This window comes from Arenibacter aquaticus (genome assembly GCF_003957295.1).
Classification (GTDB): domain Bacteria; phylum Bacteroidota; class Bacteroidia; order Flavobacteriales; family Flavobacteriaceae; genus Arenibacter; species Arenibacter aquaticus.
The window spans coordinates 616,582-634,244 of sequence record NZ_RQPJ01000021.1; the positions used below are offsets into that span (position 1 = coordinate 616,582).

Consider the following 17,663-nt stretch of genomic DNA (forward strand, 5'->3'; position numbering starts at 1 on the left):
ACTGGTACTATTTGATAAATATAGGTTTTAACGGGTAGTATAACCAGATAATAGGAAATTAAGGTAAATGAATAAAATAAGTTCAAAAACATTACAGGATCTAGAATTTAATACCGTTTTAATACAGCTAGGAGCCCGATGTACTACAGAATTGGGCAAGGAGCAGGTAGTTACTTTGGAACCGCTATCCTCCAAGTCGGATATATTAAATATCCTAGGGCAAACCTCGGAATATTTAGCCTCCTACTCCAATGACAATCGAATACCAAACCATAATTTTGATACCATAAACCCTGAGCTAAAACTATTAAAGATAGAGAATACCACTTTAGAAGTTGGAGGTTTTAAGAAAATTGGGGCGCTATGTAACACAGTTGCAACACATATAAAATTTTTCGTAAAATTTAAAGAATACTATCCGTTATTATTTAATGTATCGGATGCTATAATCCTAAATCCCGATATTCCAAGACATATTGATTCCGTTATCGATAAGTTTGGAGAAATAAAGGACAACGCCTCCAGTAATCTACAAAACATCCGTTCCCAGATGGTAGCCGTAAAAGGTAAAATAAACCAGAGCTTTGCATCTGCCCTAAATACATATCACGCCTCCGAACTATTGGATGAAATCCGGGAATCTGTTGTGGATAACAGGAGGGTACTCGCCGTAAAAAGCATGTATAGAAAAAAAGTCAAAGGAGCCGTAATGGGCACTTCCAAAACCGGAAGTATAGTTTATATAGAGCCAGAGGCCACTTTAAGGTACAGTAGGGAGCTTAGTAACTTGGAATTTGAGGAAAGGGAGGAAATTCAGAAAATACTTAACGACCTAACCAATCAAATTAGACCCTATGCCGAGGATTTGCACGCTTACCAGGATTTTTTGGTGCATATGGATATCACGGCCTCCAAAGCCAAATACGCATTGGAGATGGATGCCCTACTGCCGGAAATAAGCGAAAACAGGGAACTGTACCTCCGGGATGCCTATCATCCACTATTGTTTTTGAGCAATAAATACAAAAAGGAAAAAACCTATCCACAAACCATAACCTTACATCCAAAAAATAGGATCATTGTTATCTCCGGACCCAATGCGGGTGGTAAGAGTATTACTCTAAAAACAATTGGCCTATTACAGGTTATGTTGCAAAGTGGTTTGTTGATCCCGGTACACGAGCGATCAAAGGTATGTTTGTTTGATAACGTGCTGACCGATATTGGAGATAATCAATCCATAGAAAATCATCTTAGTACCTATAGCTACCGCCTAAAGAATATGAATTACTTTTTGCGCAAGTGTAACGACAAGACCCTTTTTCTTATTGATGAATTTGGTACCGGTAGTGATCCTGAATTGGGAGGTGCCTTGGCCGAAACCTTTTTGGAAGTTTTTTACGATCGTGGGGCCTATGGGGTTATTACTACCCATTATGCCAACCTAAAATTATTGGCCAATGAATTACCGCACGTTACCAATGCCAATATGCTTTTTGATGGCAAGTCGTTGGAGCCTACCTACCAATTGGTTGTAGGACAGGCCGGTAGTTCCTTTACTTTTGAGGTGGCCCAAAAGAACGGTATTCCCTACAGCCTTATTAATAAGGCCAAGAAAAAAATTGAACGTGGCAAGGTGCGTTTTGATGCTACTATTGCCAAATTGCAAAAGGAACGCAGTAGGATGGAAAAAACGGGATCCCGTCTTCAGGAAGAAGAAAGCAAGGCCCGAACGGAAGCCCAGAAATTGGAGGATCTTAATTTGAAAATTAAAACCAAATTGGAAAACTATCAGGAATTGTACGATCACAATCAACGAATGATCTATTTGGGGAATAAGGTAAACACAGTAGCACAAAAATATTTTCAAGACAAAAAGAAACGCCCCTTGGTTTCCGAATTGTTGCGTATTGTTGAAACTGAAAACAGTAAGCGTAAAAAGCAGTCGGCCAAGGAGGTAAAGGCACAAAAGGCAAAAAAGGCCAAGGTAGAGCAAGAGGTAATAAAAAAGGTAGAGGTAATCAGGGAAAAGAAAAAAGTAGAAAAGAAGAAAGCTGCTATAATTGAAAAAAATAAACCACGCCCTGTATTCAAAGTTGGCGATAGGGTAAGGCTTATGGATGGTAAAGCTATTGGCAGTATAGACAGCTTGGAAAAAAACAAGGCCATTGTTAACTACGGCATGTTTACCACTAACGTGGGAGTAGAGCAGCTGGAACTGGTAGAAAGAAAAAATCCAAAAAAATAGCAGGATCTAAATGGAATTGGCACCAAAAAATAAAATTATACTTTTTGATGGCGTTTGCAACCTCTGTAACAATGCCGTGCAATTTGTTATTGCCCACGATACCAAAGATGTTTTTAGGTTTGCATCACTGCAAAGTGAAGTAGGCAAAAAATTAACAGAAGAGCGGGGTATAGATATTTCCGTGACGGATTCCATAATCCTCATAGAACCGGGAGTGGCGTATTACACCAAATCTGCCGCAGCCTTAAAAATTGCCCAATCCTTTGGCGGCGCTTGGAAATTGATAGGGATATTACAGTGGATACCGGAAAAAATTGGCAATGTGGTTTATGATTATGTTGCCAAAAACCGATACACATGGTATGGCAAGAAAGATAACTGCATGATACCTTCTCCAGAATTACAAAATAAATTTTTGGATTAATAACTATTTAGTATCGTACAAAATTTCATATAGTGCATGAAGCTTCAACTCTTAATGGTCGCTGATCCTTGTTTGATACGGGGATAAAGAAAAGCTTTTTGGAAGCATCCGGTAACTTGACAAACTATGGCCTGATATTTTATTACTTAAGGGGATAAATGTAAATTTGTAACAATCAATAAACTCTAATTGTATTATGGAATACCGTATAGAAAAAGACACCATGGGCGAGGTTCAAGTACCGTCCGATAAATATTGGGGCGCACAAACAGAACGCTCCAGGAACAATTTTAAAATAGGTCCGGCAGCATCTATGCCGTTGGATGTTGTTTATGGTTTTGCATATTTAAAAAAAGCAGCAGCATATGCCAACCATGAATTAGGTGTACTTGCTGTAGAAAAAAGAGATCTTATAGCCCAAGTATGTGATGAAATATTGGCTGGCAAGCACGATGATCAATTTCCTTTGGTGATATGGCAAACCGGTTCTGGAACCCAAAGCAATATGAACGTTAATGAAGTCATAGCTAATAGGGCCCATGAGATTGCAGGTAAAAAAATTGGGGAAGGAGAGAAGACCATACAGCCCAATGATGACGTGAACAAGTCTCAATCATCTAATGATACCTTTCCTACTGGCATGCACATAGCTGCCTTTAAAAAGATTATTGAAGTTACTATTCCTGGCGTAACACAATTACGAAATACCTTGGCCAAAAAAGCAAAGGAATTTTCCAAAGTGGTTAAAATAGGTCGTACCCACTTAATGGATGCCACTCCCCTAACCTTGGGGCAAGAAATTTCCGGTTATGTATCCCAATTAGATCATGGTTTAAAGGCTTTGAACAATACGTTGCCCCATTTAAGTGAATTGGCGTTGGGTGGTACTGCCGTAGGTACGGGTTTAAATACTCCTGCCGGTTATGACGTACTTGTTTCCCAATATATAGCCCGTTTCACTTCCTTGCCTTTTAAAACGGCCGAAAATAAATTTGAGGCCCTAGCTGCACATGATGCCATTGTAGAAACACATGGTGCCCTAAAACAATTGGCGGTGTCCCTAAACAAGATTGCCAATGATATTAGAATGATGGCTTCCGGACCTAGATCTGGAATTGGAGAGATTATTATCCCTGCCAATGAGCCGGGAAGTTCCATTATGCCAGGAAAGGTTAATCCAACCCAATGCGAGGCACTTACCATGGTCTGTGCGCAGGTTATGGGCAATGATGTAGCCGTAAGTGTTGGAGGTACTCAGGGTCATTATGAATTAAATGTCTTTAAGCCCATGATGGCAGCCAATATACTGCAGTCAGCAGAATTAATTGGTCATGCCTGTGTAAGTTTTGAAGAGAATTGTGCCGTAGGGATCGAGCCGAATCACGATGTTATAAAACAGCTATTGAACAACTCCTTAATGTTGGTGACCGCCCTTAACACCAAAATTGGTTATTACAAAGCTGCAGAAATAGCGAATACGGCACATAAAAATGGTACTACCTTACGGGAGGAAGCCATTAACCTTGGCTATGTTACCGCAGAGCAATATGATGAATGGGTTAAACCAGAGGATATGGTTGGAACCCTTAATTCCTAACAATATTTTTATGCAATAAAAAAAGGCCAATCATTCGTGATTGGCCTTTCTGATTTAATGGGTAGTGTTATTTATTTTAATTGAAACTTGGAAGTTCCCAATAGTTTTAAACCATTGTCATATACATTTACCATATAATTTCCCTTTTGAAAATCTCCGGCAGGCTTGTCAATAAAATCACATACGTCCAAAGAACGGTTCTCGTAATAAAAATCGGTTCCTTTACTATAGGTTACGGAAGCTCCAGAATCGGTAGTCTTGGAAAAACTCTCACCCAAAACATTTCCTTGGGGATCCAAAACTTCAATGTAGAATTCCCTGTCACCGGCTTGTGCAATTACATTATCGGCCACCGTGAAACAAACCTTTAATTTATCTGTAGCCCTAGCTCTGGATGTAGACACCAATTTACCACTGGATCTTTCCTTTACGGCATCAACAGAAAACTTGGATAAATTTAGAGCTGATCCTTTCTCCAAAACATCTGCCAATTGGGTGTTCTGTACCACCAAAGAATCGTTAAATATGGTCTGCTTCTCCAACTCTACATAGGTACTGTCCCTTTGCATGGCCAAGAAGGTATTGGACCTGGTTAGGGAATCTACCTTTCTCAATAGTTGCTCGCGTTCCTTGGTCAGGATACCAACTTGCTTTCTGTAACGATATAAACTTGCTATATCGGCTTTCATAGTTTGAACAGAATCTATATACTTTGCAATATTATCCCTCGCAGATACCAATTCCTCATTGGTAGCATTGCTCTCTAAAATTGCCTTGTCATATTCCGACTTTAAACTGGTAAGGTCTTCTACTACCAATTCTTTCTCCTTGGTAAGTAAGGCAGTAGTCTTTTGTTTATCTTGGTATAAACTTACTGTGTAGATAATCACACCAAGCAAAATTACCCCTAATAAACCTGCAATAACCTTCAGTCCATTATTACTTTTTGTTTCAGTCATAATTCTAAATATTAATTATTTAATTTTCTTAAAGTCTAAAATAGTATTTGTTTGTATCATTTTATATACGATCCACGTTCAATTTTAGATTTTTTGGGTTAAAAAAAATAAATTACCTCTTAAAAATTCCAAAATGATTACCTTAACATAAGGAAATCACTGATCTTAACAAAATGTCCTTAAGAATAATCCCCTTTACATCCGAATACAGTGAGAGGTTCAAGGAGCTGAATGTTGAGTGGTTGGAAAAATATTTTTATGTTGAACCAAAGGACACCCAGCTTTTGGACAATAGCGAAGCTAATATTATAGACAAAGATGGTTTCATTTATTTTGCCCAGTACAATAATGAAATTGCAGGTTGCTTTGCATTGCTAAAATTGGGTAGTGGGGAATACGAATTGGGGAAAATGGCAGTAGAGGCAAAATTCCAAGGGTTAAAAATAGGCCAGGCCCTTTTAAGTTTTGCCATAGATCTTGCCAAAGGAAATAGTTGGAATAAATTAGTATTGTATTCCAACACTAAATTGGTGAACGCCATTTATATCTATAAAAAATTTGGGTTTAAGGAAGTCCCAATTGAGAAAAACCTACCCTACGCTAGGAGTGATATAAAAATGGAATTATTGCTTAACTAAATATTTTAAAATTATGCGCTATTCAAATTTTGTTATCTGTTTTATACTGCTCAACGCTCTTTGGAGCCTAAGTTGTAAGGAGAAGAATAAAACTACCGTTGACAAGGATCAGTCGGTACCCCTAATTGCTGAAAATAAAGCTACTAACCTTGATATTTCCCCAATAGAACATGCTACTGCTGTGTTGGACTGGGATGGAACAATTATTTATATCGATCCTGTGGGAGGTAAAGAAGCGTTTGATTCGTATAAGGAACCTGACTTAATATTGATTACAGATATACACGGGGATCATTTTAGTTTGGAAACTTTACAATCCCTAAATACCCAAAAAGCTAAAATAGTTGTACCACAGGCTGTTGCTGATAAGATACCGGCCGAGTTTACACCACAGTTGGATATATTGGATAATGGCAACTCTAAAGTGCGCTATGGGATAACCATTGAAGCTATACCCATGTATAACCTACGGGAGGAGGCCAAGAACTTTCATGTTAAAGGTAGGGGAAACGGATACGTTCTCAGTAAAAATGACCAACGCATATATTTTTCTGGGGACACGGAAGATATTCCGGAAATGCGGAGTTTACAAAATATAGACAAGGCATTTGTATGTATGAACCTGCCCTACACTATGACCGTTGACAGTGCCGCAGATGCCGTACTGGATTTTAAGCCCAAACAAGTATATCCCTATCACTATAGGGGAAAACCAGATGTTTCGGACGTTGACAAATTTAAATTGTTGGTGAATGATAAGAATGCCGATATAGAGGTGGTACAACTGGATTGGTACCCTAAGGAAGATTATTAGGTGGTGTTTAAATAGGATGTTACCCATGGATTGTATAAGATTATCCCCCTAGTTAGTACCACACAGTTGGTGCCTTGGCCAACTGAAGGGCCTTGGCGGCAGGTCTTAGATTTTGTGAACATTCTATAAATCCAAAAGCTGGCCAATAAATAAAACTATTAAACAAACACCACACTTGGTTATGCTCTATTAAAAAACGCTGTTTCCCCATAATCGTTTTGGAAGAAACAGCGTTTTTTTGCCAGGTTAAGTTAAACCAGGGTATTAACGTATTAACTTTTTATATTTTATTCGTTTGGGTATTAAGTCGCCACCCAGGCGTTTCTTTTTGTTTTCCTCATATTCTGAGAAGGAGCCTTCATAGAAGTAAACTTGAGAATCCCCTTCAAATGATAATATATGGGTACATATCCTATCCAAAAACCATCTGTCGTGGGAAATAACAACCGCACAACCTGCAAAATTCTCCAAACCTTCTTCCAAGGCCCTTAAGGTGTTAACGTCCAGATCATTGGTAGGCTCATCCAATAAGAGTACGTTACCTTCCTCTTTTAATGTCATTGCCAAATGCAAACGGTTACGTTCTCCTCCAGACAGCATACTTACTTTTTTATTTTGTTCTGAACCGGAGAAATTAAACCGACTTAAATAGGCTCTGGAATTTACCTGTCGCCCACCCATCATAATAAGTTCTTGTTCATCACTAAAATTCTGCCAAATAGTCTTACTAGGATCAATATTGGAATGACTCTGGTCTACATAGGCTATTTTAGCGGTATCCCCTACTACAAATTCGCCCTTGTCTGGCGTTTCCTCACCCATTATCATCCTGAATATGGTTGTTTTACCCGCCCCATTGGGACCAATTATCCCAACAATACCAGCCTGTGGCAACTTAAAATTCAAATCTTCATAGAGCAATTTATCACCATAGGCCTTGCTAACCCCATTGGCCTCTATAACATTGGTTCCCAATCTGGGGCCATTTGGAATATAAATTTCCAATTTTTCATCCAATTGTTTCTGATCTTGGCTCATTAGCTTGTCATAGTTCTGCAGACGCGCCTTTTGTTTAGTTTGTCTCCCCTTGGCTCCTTGCCTAACCCAATCAAGTTCACGTTCCAAGATTTTTTGACGCTTGGAAGCCGATTTGCTTTCCTGGGCCATACGCTTGGATTTCTGATCTAACCAGCTTGAATAATTTCCTTTCCAAGGAATACCTTCTCCCCTATCCAATTCCAATATCCATCCGGCCACATTATCAAGAAAATACCTATCGTGGGTAACGGCTATAACAGTTCCCTTGTATTCGGCCAAATGATGTTCCAACCAGTGTACGGATTCAGCATCCAAATGGTTCGTAGGCTCATCCAACAATAAAATTTCGGGTTCTTGCAATAATAATCGGCATAGGGCAACCCTTCTTCTTTCCCCCCCTGAAAGCACACCAATTTTTTTATCGGAGTCCGGTGTCCTCAAGGCATCCATAGCAATTTCTAACTTGGTATCCAATTCCCAAGCATTACTGGCATCTATCTTATCTTGTAGTTCGGCCTGTCTGTCCATGAGTTTTTGCATTTTATCTGCATCCTCATATACTTCGGGAAGCCCGAACATATCATTTATTTTATTGTATTCATCCAGAATGGCCACAGTATCGGCAACTCCCTCCTTTACTACTTCCAGGACTGTTTTGTTTTCATCCAATTGGGGCTCTTGCTCCAAGTATCCAACCTTATATCCAGGTGAAAAAACTACATCGCCTTGGAAGTTCTTGTCTTCTCCGGCTATTATCCTAAGTAGGGTAGATTTACCAGAACCATTAAGTCCCAAAATTCCAATTTTGGCTCCGTAGAAGAAGCTTAAATATATATTCTTTAATACCGGGGTATTCGCCGTTTTATAGGTTTTAGTAACCCCGGACATGGAGAAAATTACTTTCTTATCGTCCGACATATGCTTTTCTTATTATTTATCTTGATTAATCGTATCTGTAGCGGCAAATTCACTACCTATAGGCTCCTATTATCCATTATAGTGTTGTTAATTCAGTTTTGACCACCGAACAAAGACCAATAAGTGGAACCGTTGTTTAGACCCTTCCTTTTAAGGCGTTAAAAACCCAAGCAATTGCGAAGAATCCTATCCCCACGGAGGCAAAGCCCCATCCGGCAACATCATCATATCTAAAGGCACCTAAGGCAATTAGTGAAAGCCCTACAAAGATCATTATAAAGGTTGCCCATGCAAGTACCGTATTCTTATTCATTCCCATTTTTTAATTGGTTTGGTTTGTAGCGGTTCAAATATCGTAATTTTTATAAGAATTTAATAGGCTAAAAAAACTTTATTCTTCAAACGGGAATATTATTTGGTTTTGTTTTCTTACTGTATCCAATAATTCTATCAGGTCCAGGCTATTGCGGTGGCTCCAAAGGTCACTTTCCAATTTACCATTCGCGATACACTGGTGCACCTCGTTTATTTCATGGAAATAGCCCCTTCCTGTGGTGGGCAAACTAAATTCTTCTTGTTCGTTATTGCGTGCCATTGAGAACCCTTGTGCTTCATGCCATCTAGTGGGAATAAAAATACTTCCTTTTTCCCCTGAGATTTCGGCTTTCATTTCCGATTTGCTGGTAAATCCGGAGTATAAAATAGCCTGTGCCTTGGGATACTTAAAAATCATTGAGGTCTGCACTTCGGCTCCATTGCTATGAAAGTGTGATGTAGATAATATGGACTTCGGTTTTCCCAAGAGAAGGTAACTTAAGAAAATTGGATAGATACCTATATCCAAAAGAGACCCGCCGCCCAATTTAGGATTTAATACCCTGCCTTTTAAATCCCTGTCTAGCGCATAAAAGGCAAAATCGGCATGTATATAGGCCAATGGGCCAATTTCGCCTTGGTCAATCAAATCTTTTACTTTCACTATGGAGGGGTTAAACCTACTCCAAAGAGCTTCCATTAGGAATACCCCATTTTCCTGGGATGCGCTTATCATTTTTTTAACCTCTTCCGCATTTACTCCCATTGGTTTTTCACAGAGAACATGCTTCTTATGAGTCATTGCTAAAATAGCTAGTTCCGAATGGAAAGTATGGGGGGTAGCAATATATACCACATCTACCTCCTGGCTTTCCAGTAAGTCGTTATAGCTATCAAATGCAAAGTGAACATTGTATTCTTCCGCAAATGCCTTCGCCTTGTCCATGGATCTGGAGGCTACGGCACTAATACTGGCGTCCTTCACCAGAGCTAGGTCTTTAACAAAGTGATGGGCAATATTCCCCAAACCTATAATCCCCCATCTTAATTTTTGACTCATTTTGATTTTAATTTAGTTAAAGTTAATAAATATAACTCCTTATCTTTATTGCGCAAAAGAAAGCTAGCGCAACATGGATATTAACTTCAACAAGAACGAAGACCACAATAAATTACTACTATCAGAATTAAGGACAAAATTTGCCAAAGTAAAACTGGGCGGAGGAAAGAGCCGTATAGCAAAGCAACATGCACAAGGCAAATTAAGTGCCAGGGAGCGCATAGATTTTTTATTGGATGAGGAGCGGGATGCTATAGAGATAGGAGCCTTTGTAGGTGATGGTATGTACGAGGCCCATGGGGGGTGTCCTTCTGGTGGTGTTGTTGTTAAAGTAGGGTATATAAAGGGTAAACAGTGTATTGTAGTTGCCAATGATGCTACGGTAAAAGCTGGTGCCTGGTTTCCAATTACAGCTAAAAAGAACCTCAGGGCCCAGGAAATTGCAATTGAGAATAAGCTGCCCATTATTTATTTGGTAGACAGTGCAGGAGTTTACCTGCCCATGCAGGACGAAATTTTTCCGGACAAGGAACATTTTGGACGAATTTTTAGAAACAATGCGGTAATGAGTAGTATGGGTATTACCCAGATAGCTGCGGTTATGGGGAGTTGTGTTGCTGGTGGGGCCTATCTTCCTATTATGAGTGATGAAGCCTTGATAGTGGACAAAACAGCTAGTATTTTTTTAGCAGGCAGTTATTTGGTAAAGGCTGCCATAGGCGAACAAATAGACAATGAAACCTTGGGTGGTGCCACTACCCATTGTGAGATTAGTGGTGTAACAGATTACAAGGCGAAGAACGACAAGGACGCTCTAAATACCATTAAGAACATTATGGACAAAATAGGGGACTATGACAAGACCGGTTACAACCGAATCCCAGCTGTAAAACCTAAGGAAAAGGAAGAAGCTATTTATGGAATTCTTCCAAAATCCAGGGCAGAACAATACGATATGTTGGAGATTATAAATAGATTAGTGGATGATTCCGATTTTGAGCAATACAAGGAAGGGTACGGAAAAACAATTCTTACCGGATATGCCCGCATAGATGGTTGGGCGGTGGGTATAGTAGCCAACCAGCGTAAGGTAGTAAAGACCAAGAAGGGGGAAATGCAATTTGGTGGGGTCATTTATTCGGATTCTGCGGATAAGGCCACCCGCTTTATTGCCAATTGCAACCAAAAGAAAATACCCCTAGTTTTTTTGCAGGACGTAACCGGATTTATGGTGGGAAGTAAAAGTGAACATGGGGGCATCATTAAGGATGGGGCCAAAATGGTGAATGCCGTGAGCAACTCCGTGGTGCCAAAATTTACGATAATTATAGGAAATAGTTACGGCGCAGGTAATTATGCTATGTGTGGCAAGGCCTATGACCCTAGATTAATTGTAGCTTGGCCCAGTGCAGAGCTGGCGGTTATGAGCGGTAATTCGGCAGCCAAAGTATTATTACAGATAGAAACTGCCTCCTTAAAGAAAAAAGGTGAGAAGATTACCGAAGCTAAGGAGACCGAACTTTTTAACAACATTAAGAAGCGGTATGACCAGCAAATATCTCCTTATTATGCAGCCTCGCGTTTATGGACCGATGCGGTTATAGATCCGCTTGAGACACGTAAATGGATCTCGATGGGCATAGAAGCAGCGGATCATGCCCCGATAGAAAAGCCATTTAATATGGGGGTTGTACAGGTTTAGTTAATGTACCAATGTATTAATTAATGTGGCAATGTGTTAATGTGGTGATGCGGTGATTTGAAAATGAATGCATTTAATATCTCAAGGTTTTGCAATTCGTTATGGGTTAAAAAAACTATTTCTCAGCTTTCAAAATAGCTATTCCAATTTTAAGACCCTCATTGTTTCTTTTCTGTTGAGCTTCCCATTTTTGGTATATATGAACTGGGGCAATGAAAAAATATCTTTGGGCACTTCATATTTGCTAAGGTTAGGATTCGCTTTTATATCATGAAGTAATTTCTTGGTATCCACTTCTCCTTCAACCACTAGTATCAGTTTTTGACCCAGTTTAACATCAGTAATACCAGTCACAAAGAATTTACAATTGATAATCTTGGACAGCTTGGATTCTATTTGTTCCGGTATCAATTTTATCCCCGCAGAATTAATAACATTATCATATCTGCCCAACCATTGGAATTCTGTTGGTGATAAAAGCTCAACCAGATCATTGGTAACAATAATATGGTCCGAAATCTTGGGCGCTTCAATTACCAAGCAACTTCTATCATCCTTTGACAAGCTTATACCTGGCAAAACTTTAAAACTATTGCTGTGCAAATTATCACCTACTTCCTTTACGGCAATATGTGTAATGGTCTCTGTCATCCCGTAGGTTTCATATACCTTTGTGAAAACTCCCAACAGTTGTAGCTTTAGCCCCGATGAAATAGGGGCTCCACCAACAATCAAGGTTTTAATTTGATTTAATCGGGGTATAGATTCGGCTACCTGTAAGGGTACCATAGCTCCAAAATCATAGCCTACATTAGTTTTTTCCAATGGATTGGAGGTAGGTTCCAAAACATCAATTTCCCATCCCAAAACCATTGCCCGTACCAGCATCATTTTACCCGCTATATGCTGGGCAGACAGGCACAGAATGGCTTTTGTTCCAGCTCCCATTTTAAAGAACTTTCCTGTGGCCAATGCAGAATTAGCCATTTGTACCTTTTTTAAAGCAATTGCTTTAGGGGCTCCAGTAGATCCAGAGGTATGGACTTCAAGGATGGCTGTATCATCTAGCCAATCCATTAAAAATTTGCCAATAGTCAACTTGTACAACTCCTCTTCCTTTACAAGATCTAGAGCCAATTTCTTTAGGCCATCCACATCATAATGGACACCATTTAATTTAAAATTTGGATGTATTTGGTTGAAACTAGGCTCCACTTTCTTTGGTTAGTTCAGTGGTTTCTATTTGCCTTACATCCCCAGCAAGTCGGTCGCTCCAATTTGTCCAACCATATTTTTTTGAAAATACATATAACAAAATGGGATAGATTACCAACACAGGTAAGAATACATCCCAGCCCAATTCTGGGTTGGAGACATCCCTGTAAAGAGATTCGGTCTGAAAGGCGGTCCAATCTGCCGTGACCAACAGGGCTGTCAATAAATTATTTGCAGCGTGGAACCCAATGGCCAATTCCAAGCCCTCATCCATTAAAGTTAAAATTCCAAGAAAAAATCCGGTACCTATATAATAGACCATAATTCCATATCCTAATTCTTTTACTTCAGGGTTAAAGAGATGTAATAATCCAAATATCAAGGAAGTTATAACCAAAGGCACCCACCGTTTGGCTGCCATAAGCCCTATTCCCTGCATTAGATACCCCCGCATAAAATACTCCTCAAAACTAGTTTGTAAAGGTATTAACAGGATGGATATAAAGAACAGTATCAGGAAAGGCTGGAGTTTAAAATTAAACACATAGTCTTCAGGTGACAGATATATGTCCAATCCGGTGATCAATACAGTTATGCACCCCCAAAGTCCAAATGCAAAAAATATGCGTTTCCAATCAATTTTGTTCCTGCTGGTGGTAAGTGAAACTATGGTTTGCCCATGCAGGTACTTAGTGGTCACAAAAGTAGCCAACAAGCCAAATACAAAGGAAATAAGCATTAGAAATAAAAAGAGGTTGCTTCCTATCATTTTGGACATACCGGCCACGTCGGTTGGAAAGGTCTCACCTCCTAAGGATTTTACAATAACGATTGCCAACAACGGAATAGACCCTACTAATTGCCAGCCAATGAAAATAATTAAGACCCCTACTAAATACCGCCAGGATTCGTGTTTACCATTTAAACCTTGTTCTATATACATATACTATCTATTAGATTATTTTCCCAATTCGCATTCTTTACATAGGCAATGGTACCCTGTTCTACACGTAGGGGACTCTCAAAATTATTGGTATATAACCCACCGGTACCCAATCCTTGGGGCAATTTATTGCCTAAGGTATAGGTCCATTGGGCAATGGCATTAAGACCAATATTACTTTCCAGGGCACTGGTGATCCACCACCCTATATTATATTTATCTGCTAATCGTATCCATTCCATACTTCCTTTAAAACCACCTATAAGACTAGGCTTTAAAATAATATATTGGGGTTGAATCCTACGCAATAATTTTTCCTTCTCTATTTGGTTGACAACACCAATAAGTTCTTCGTCCAATGCAATGGGTATGGGTGATTTAGTGCATAATTCCCTCATTTCATCAAAATTTCCAGCCTGTATTGGCTGTTCTATGGAATGTATTTGGAATTTGGATAACCGTTCCAATTTATCTAAGGCCTCCATGGAGGAAAAGGCTCCATTAGCATCAACCCTTACTTCTATTTCCTGTGGTGTATATTTTTTTCTAATAGATTTTAGCAAGGCTAACTCCTTGTCAAAATCAATGGCGCCTATTTTTAATTTTATGCACTTAAATCCCTCCTCCAATTTTTGTTCTATCTGTTTGTGCATATACTGTTCACTGCCCATCCAAACAAGTCCATTTATAGGAATGGCCACATTATTGTCGGTAAATTTTGAAGGGAAAAGTACAAATGGGTTTTGCGACATTAAGGATAAGAATGCCTGTTCCACCCCAAACTGAATACTGGGGTAATCCTTGAGAGCATCCCAAAGAGCCTCTTTCCCCATGTCTATATTGTCACAGGCCCATGATAGTTTTTCCTCATAATCTGGCACATCGTCAATGCTGAGTCCCTTTAACAAACCACATTCACCAACTCCTTGTTTTTCATTGTCTTTCAAGACAATAAAATAGGTGTCCTTATGGGTCATTACTCCCCGTGATGTACCACTGGGTCTTTTAAATTCTAAAATGTATTTTCTATAGGTAGCTTGCATGTATGGGGTATCAACTGAGATTAAAGTATTTCATTTTATCTACTTTAAACGGTCAACGATTTCCCAATTTCCAATAAAATAAGTTCTTTGTTTGCTTCTTTGAATTTCTGTAAAGCCTCCTTATGGTCTATTTCAATGTACCCAAAAGTATCGTAGTGATATCCCAAAACTTTGGAGCAGTCAACAAAATCAGATGCCGTTATGGCATCGTCCACTCCCATGGTAAAATTATCACCTATGGGAAGTACTGCAAGATCTAAGCTAAAACCTAGTGGAATAAGCTTCATATCCATAGTGAGGGCAGTATCTCCAGCAATATAAACATGCTTTTCTTCTGAACTAAGTATAAATCCACCAGGCTGGCCTCCATAGGAACCATCTGGGAAAGAGGAGGTGTGTATAGCATTGACATATTTAAGGTGACCGAAATCAAACTTCCAATTGCCGCCGTGGTTCATTGGATGTACATTAATTCCTTTATTTTCATAGTAGGTAGCAATTTCATAATTACTTACCACTATAGCCTTCGACGATCTTGCAATCTCCTCCACATCCAGAATATGGTCTTGGTGTGCGTGGGTCACCAAAATATAGTCGGGTTTTAAATCCTTGATTTCTATAATTCCACTAGCTTTTTCATTGGCCGATATAAATGGGTCGACCAGCAACCTTTTTCCTCCCGTAGTTATGAGAAGTGAAGCATGGCCCAAAAATGTAATTTCCATGGTGATAATGTTTTGGTCAAATTTATTTAAAATTGAACCAAAAACGAACTCCTTCAGTAGTTTTATCTATATTTAATGAAGACTGCAACTGGTTTACAAGCCTATTCATAAGCCTTATACCCATTGAGGAATTGGCCCTATCATCTGTATCTTCTGGAAGGCCAACCCCATTATCGGAATACTCAAAATATCCCTGTTCCCCATTTTTTCTTAAATGGATATAAATTTTTCCATTCTCGTCATCTTCCGGGAAGGCATATTTAAAAGAATTGGAAACCAATTCGTTTAGAATAAGTCCAAAAGGAATGGCCCTATCTATATCCAATTCCACCCCCTCGGCATCTATAGCTATATTTATATTGTGTCCGCCTTTTTTGTATACTGATTGTACACTGTTGATAAGGCTTTCTATATATCCTTGCATTTCTATTACCGAAAGATCGTCGTTTTGATATAGTTTTTGGTGGATCAAGGCCATTGCTTTTACCCTACTCTTACCTTCCTCCAAGGCTTGAATGGCAGCTTTGCTTCTAGTATTTTTTGTTTGTAAACTAAGTAGGCTGGAAACCATCTGGAGGTTATTCTTTACCCTGTGATGGATTTCCTTTAGAAGGGAATCCTTTTCAACCAAGGAGGCTTCTATTATCCTCTTCTGTTCTGCGATCAATCGTTGGTTCTTGATACTTTTTAAATAGGCAAAAACCAAACCTGCAAACCCCAAGAGCGTAAAAATCAATGAGATAAATACAATATTGATGCGTTCTTCCTTTGCTTGGAGGTCGCTTCTAGATTGTTCCAAATCCCTTTTCTGCTGCTCCATCATTCTTTTAGAGTACTCTATCTCCTGGCCGGCAACGGCTGCCAACTGCTGTTTTTTCATAGAAGATTCGTTACGGTTTAATGAATCCCTTATCCGTACGTTCTTTTTTAAATATTCTGTGGAGTTCTTAAAATCACCAATACGATCATAATAGGCTGCCAATAATCTATTTCTCCTAAGGATGTTGGCTACCTTTAATGGTTTCAAATCGTTTAAAAGATACTCTTTGGCCTTGTCATATTCCTCTTTCTGAAGGTGGCAATCGGCCAATTCCAAACTATTCTCTACCATTTCCGAAGAAAACTTGCCCTTGTTGTATTCCTTGATGAGGCTAATGGAATTTTCCAAATAGGGTATGGCTATATCATACTCCTTTAGCAGTGCATGGCATTTACCAATATTACCTTCAATAATACCTTTAAGTAAATTTCCTTTTGCTATCTCTTCTTCCGTTTTTTCCCTACTAATATCATTTAAATAAACATCTATAAACCCCTTGGCCTTTTTATAGCAGGTTAAGGCAGTGGGGATAGACATGTCCAAGAGAAGATAGTTCCCTACCTTACTTTGGTATTGGGCCTGACCGTAGTAATCGTCCTCTTTTATTGTCTTTAGCTTATCTTTAATATAATCGTCCATGGCCTTTCTATGAAGCCCTAGATTGGAATAGATGTCATAAAAAATAACCTTATCGGAAAGTCCTAAATTCTTTTTTTCGTTTCTAATCTCAAACTGTCGGTCATACAGTCCCAATTTCGCATAATTATTGTCAATTAAATCCAATAAAATCCTTTTGGATGCTACATCCAAATTATCTATTTCCTTATGTAATTGGTTTGCTATGGCAACACTTTTGCTAAAATCGCCAATATCATAGAAGAGTTGGGCCTGCATTAGTTCATACTTCTTAACACTTGTAGTGTCATTGGATTTCTGGGCGGTGTTGTGATACACATTTACTGCAGCCTGCCAGTCATAGGCCGAATGTTCCGAATAGCGATTTGTGGTGTTAAAAAAATAGTTAAATCTTTCCTGGGCACCATTAATATTTTGAAACTCCTGAAAATGGTTTGGTGTCACTACCGAATCTTGGGCAGGCGCTTGCCACAAAGACAATGAACAGATAATAATTAATATAAATATTTTCCTATAGGACTTTGGCATTGTACAATTGTTCTCTAATTTCTTTATAGTTCTTGTTCTT

At 39.0% G+C, this 17,663-nt stretch carries 15 protein-coding genes; 6 read left to right on the top strand and 9 right to left on the bottom strand.

Going from position 1 to position 17,663, the window contains the following annotated elements; translation table 11 throughout:
• Window positions 1-67: 67 nt before the first annotated feature.
• From EHW67_RS18450 to fumC, 3 genes are all read left to right on the top strand, one after another.
• Entirely contained in the window at window positions 68-2,248 is a 2,181-nt protein-coding gene (locus tag EHW67_RS18450) for an endonuclease MutS2 (protein ID WP_126163858.1), read from the top strand.
• Window positions 2,249-2,258: 10 nt separating this feature from the next.
• Window positions 2,259-2,672 (top strand): thiol-disulfide oxidoreductase DCC family protein, encoded by a 414-nt coding sequence (locus EHW67_RS18455; RefSeq protein WP_126163859.1) that lies wholly within the window; start codon window positions 2,259-2,261, stop codon window positions 2,670-2,672.
• A 196-nt stretch (window positions 2,673-2,868) separates the two neighbouring features.
• Window positions 2,869-4,269 (top strand): class II fumarate hydratase, encoded by a 1,401-nt coding sequence (gene fumC, locus EHW67_RS18460; protein ID WP_126163860.1) that lies wholly within the window; start codon window positions 2,869-2,871, stop codon window positions 4,267-4,269.
• 71 nt (window positions 4,270-4,340) lie between these two features.
• Here fumC and EHW67_RS18465 read toward each other — a convergent pair whose 3' ends face one another.
• On the bottom strand, window positions 4,341-5,228 hold the full coding sequence (locus tag EHW67_RS18465) for a hypothetical protein (protein ID WP_126163861.1): 888 nt from the start codon (window positions 5,226-5,228) through the stop codon (window positions 4,341-4,343).
• A 173-nt stretch (window positions 5,229-5,401) separates the two neighbouring features.
• Between EHW67_RS18465 and EHW67_RS18470 the strand changes: the two genes are divergently transcribed.
• Complete coding sequence (locus EHW67_RS18470; RefSeq protein WP_126163862.1) at window positions 5,402-5,866, top strand: GNAT family N-acetyltransferase; 465 nt, start codon at window positions 5,402-5,404, stop codon at window positions 5,864-5,866.
• 13 nt (window positions 5,867-5,879) lie between these two features.
• Entirely contained in the window at window positions 5,880-6,680 is an 801-nt protein-coding gene (locus tag EHW67_RS18475; protein ID WP_126163863.1) for an MBL fold metallo-hydrolase, read from the top strand.
• A 264-nt stretch (window positions 6,681-6,944) separates the two neighbouring features.
• Here EHW67_RS18475 and ettA read toward each other — a convergent pair whose 3' ends face one another.
• From ettA to EHW67_RS18490, 3 genes are all read right to left on the bottom strand, one after another.
• Window positions 6,945-8,636, bottom strand: coding sequence for an energy-dependent translational throttle protein EttA (gene ettA, locus EHW67_RS18480; protein ID WP_126163864.1), 1,692 nt, complete (start codon window positions 8,634-8,636; stop codon window positions 6,945-6,947).
• Between the two features lie 136 nt (window positions 8,637-8,772).
• Complete coding sequence (locus tag EHW67_RS18485; RefSeq protein ID WP_126163865.1) at window positions 8,773-8,955, bottom strand: CAL67264 family membrane protein; 183 nt, start codon at window positions 8,953-8,955, stop codon at window positions 8,773-8,775.
• A 72-nt stretch (window positions 8,956-9,027) separates the two neighbouring features.
• Window positions 9,028-10,011 (bottom strand): Gfo/Idh/MocA family protein, encoded by a 984-nt coding sequence (locus EHW67_RS18490; protein WP_126163866.1) that lies wholly within the window; start codon window positions 10,009-10,011, stop codon window positions 9,028-9,030.
• Window positions 10,012-10,084: 73 nt separating this feature from the next.
• Between EHW67_RS18490 and EHW67_RS18495 the strand changes: the two genes are divergently transcribed.
• Window positions 10,085-11,713: an acyl-CoA carboxylase subunit beta gene (locus EHW67_RS18495; protein WP_126163867.1), complete on the top strand. Its 1,629-nt coding sequence runs from the start codon at window positions 10,085-10,087 to the stop codon at window positions 11,711-11,713.
• 138 nt (window positions 11,714-11,851) lie between these two features.
• Here EHW67_RS18495 and EHW67_RS18500 read toward each other — a convergent pair whose 3' ends face one another.
• Genes EHW67_RS18500 through EHW67_RS18520 form a run of 5 tightly spaced genes read right to left on the bottom strand, consistent with a single transcriptional unit; the run spans window position 11,852 to window position 17,575 of the window.
• Complete coding sequence (locus tag EHW67_RS18500; protein ID WP_126163868.1) at window positions 11,852-12,928, bottom strand: AMP-binding protein; 1,077 nt, start codon at window positions 12,926-12,928, stop codon at window positions 11,852-11,854.
• Complete coding sequence (locus EHW67_RS18505) at window positions 12,918-13,871, bottom strand: CPBP family intramembrane glutamic endopeptidase (RefSeq protein WP_126163869.1); 954 nt, start codon at window positions 13,869-13,871, stop codon at window positions 12,918-12,920. The genes EHW67_RS18500 and EHW67_RS18505 overlap by 11 nt, the downstream gene beginning before the upstream one ends.
• Window positions 13,862-14,914 (bottom strand): o-succinylbenzoate synthase, encoded by a 1,053-nt coding sequence (locus tag EHW67_RS18510; RefSeq protein ID WP_126163870.1) that lies wholly within the window; start codon window positions 14,912-14,914, stop codon window positions 13,862-13,864. Before EHW67_RS18510 ends, EHW67_RS18505 begins: the two co-directional genes overlap by 10 nt.
• A 44-nt stretch (window positions 14,915-14,958) precedes the next feature.
• A complete protein-coding gene (locus tag EHW67_RS18515; RefSeq protein ID WP_126163871.1) occupies window positions 14,959-15,639 on the bottom strand; it encodes a metal-dependent hydrolase in 681 nt (226 codons plus the stop codon).
• Window positions 15,640-15,661: 22 nt separating this feature from the next.
• On the bottom strand, window positions 15,662-17,575 hold the full coding sequence (locus EHW67_RS18520) for a sensor histidine kinase (RefSeq protein ID WP_317126893.1): 1,914 nt from the start codon (window positions 17,573-17,575) through the stop codon (window positions 15,662-15,664).
• Window positions 17,576-17,663 lie beyond the last annotated feature (88 nt).

Excerpts from the sequence above, each read along its gene's own strand:
- EHW67_RS18450 (WP_126163858.1), top strand. The coding sequence starts at position 68 with ATGAATAAAATAAGTTCAAAAACATTACAGGATCTAGAATTTAATACC.
- EHW67_RS18455 (WP_126163859.1), top strand. The coding sequence starts at position 2,259 with ATGGAATTGGCACCAAAAAATAAAATTATACTTTTTGATGGCGTTTGC.
- fumC (WP_126163860.1), top strand. The coding sequence starts at position 2,869 with ATGGAATACCGTATAGAAAAAGACACCATGGGCGAGGTTCAAGTACCG.
- EHW67_RS18465 (WP_126163861.1), bottom strand. The coding sequence starts at position 5,228 with ATGACTGAAACAAAAAGTAATAATGGACTGAAGGTTATTGCAGGTTTA.
- EHW67_RS18470 (WP_126163862.1), top strand. The coding sequence starts at position 5,402 with ATGTCCTTAAGAATAATCCCCTTTACATCCGAATACAGTGAGAGGTTC.
- EHW67_RS18475 (WP_126163863.1), top strand. The coding sequence starts at position 5,880 with ATGCGCTATTCAAATTTTGTTATCTGTTTTATACTGCTCAACGCTCTT.
- ettA (WP_126163864.1), bottom strand. The coding sequence starts at position 8,636 with ATGTCGGACGATAAGAAAGTAATTTTCTCCATGTCCGGGGTTACTAAA.
- EHW67_RS18485 (WP_126163865.1), bottom strand. The coding sequence starts at position 8,955 with ATGGGAATGAATAAGAATACGGTACTTGCATGGGCAACCTTTATAATG.
- EHW67_RS18490 (WP_126163866.1), bottom strand. The coding sequence starts at position 10,011 with ATGAGTCAAAAATTAAGATGGGGGATTATAGGTTTGGGGAATATTGCC.
- EHW67_RS18495 (WP_126163867.1), top strand. The coding sequence starts at position 10,085 with ATGGATATTAACTTCAACAAGAACGAAGACCACAATAAATTACTACTA.
- EHW67_RS18505 (WP_126163869.1), bottom strand. The coding sequence starts at position 13,871 with ATGTATATAGAACAAGGTTTAAATGGTAAACACGAATCCTGGCGGTAT.
- EHW67_RS18510 (WP_126163870.1), bottom strand. The coding sequence starts at position 14,914 with ATGCAAGCTACCTATAGAAAATACATTTTAGAATTTAAAAGACCCAGT.
- EHW67_RS18515 (WP_126163871.1), bottom strand. The coding sequence starts at position 15,639 with ATGGAAATTACATTTTTGGGCCATGCTTCACTTCTCATAACTACGGGA.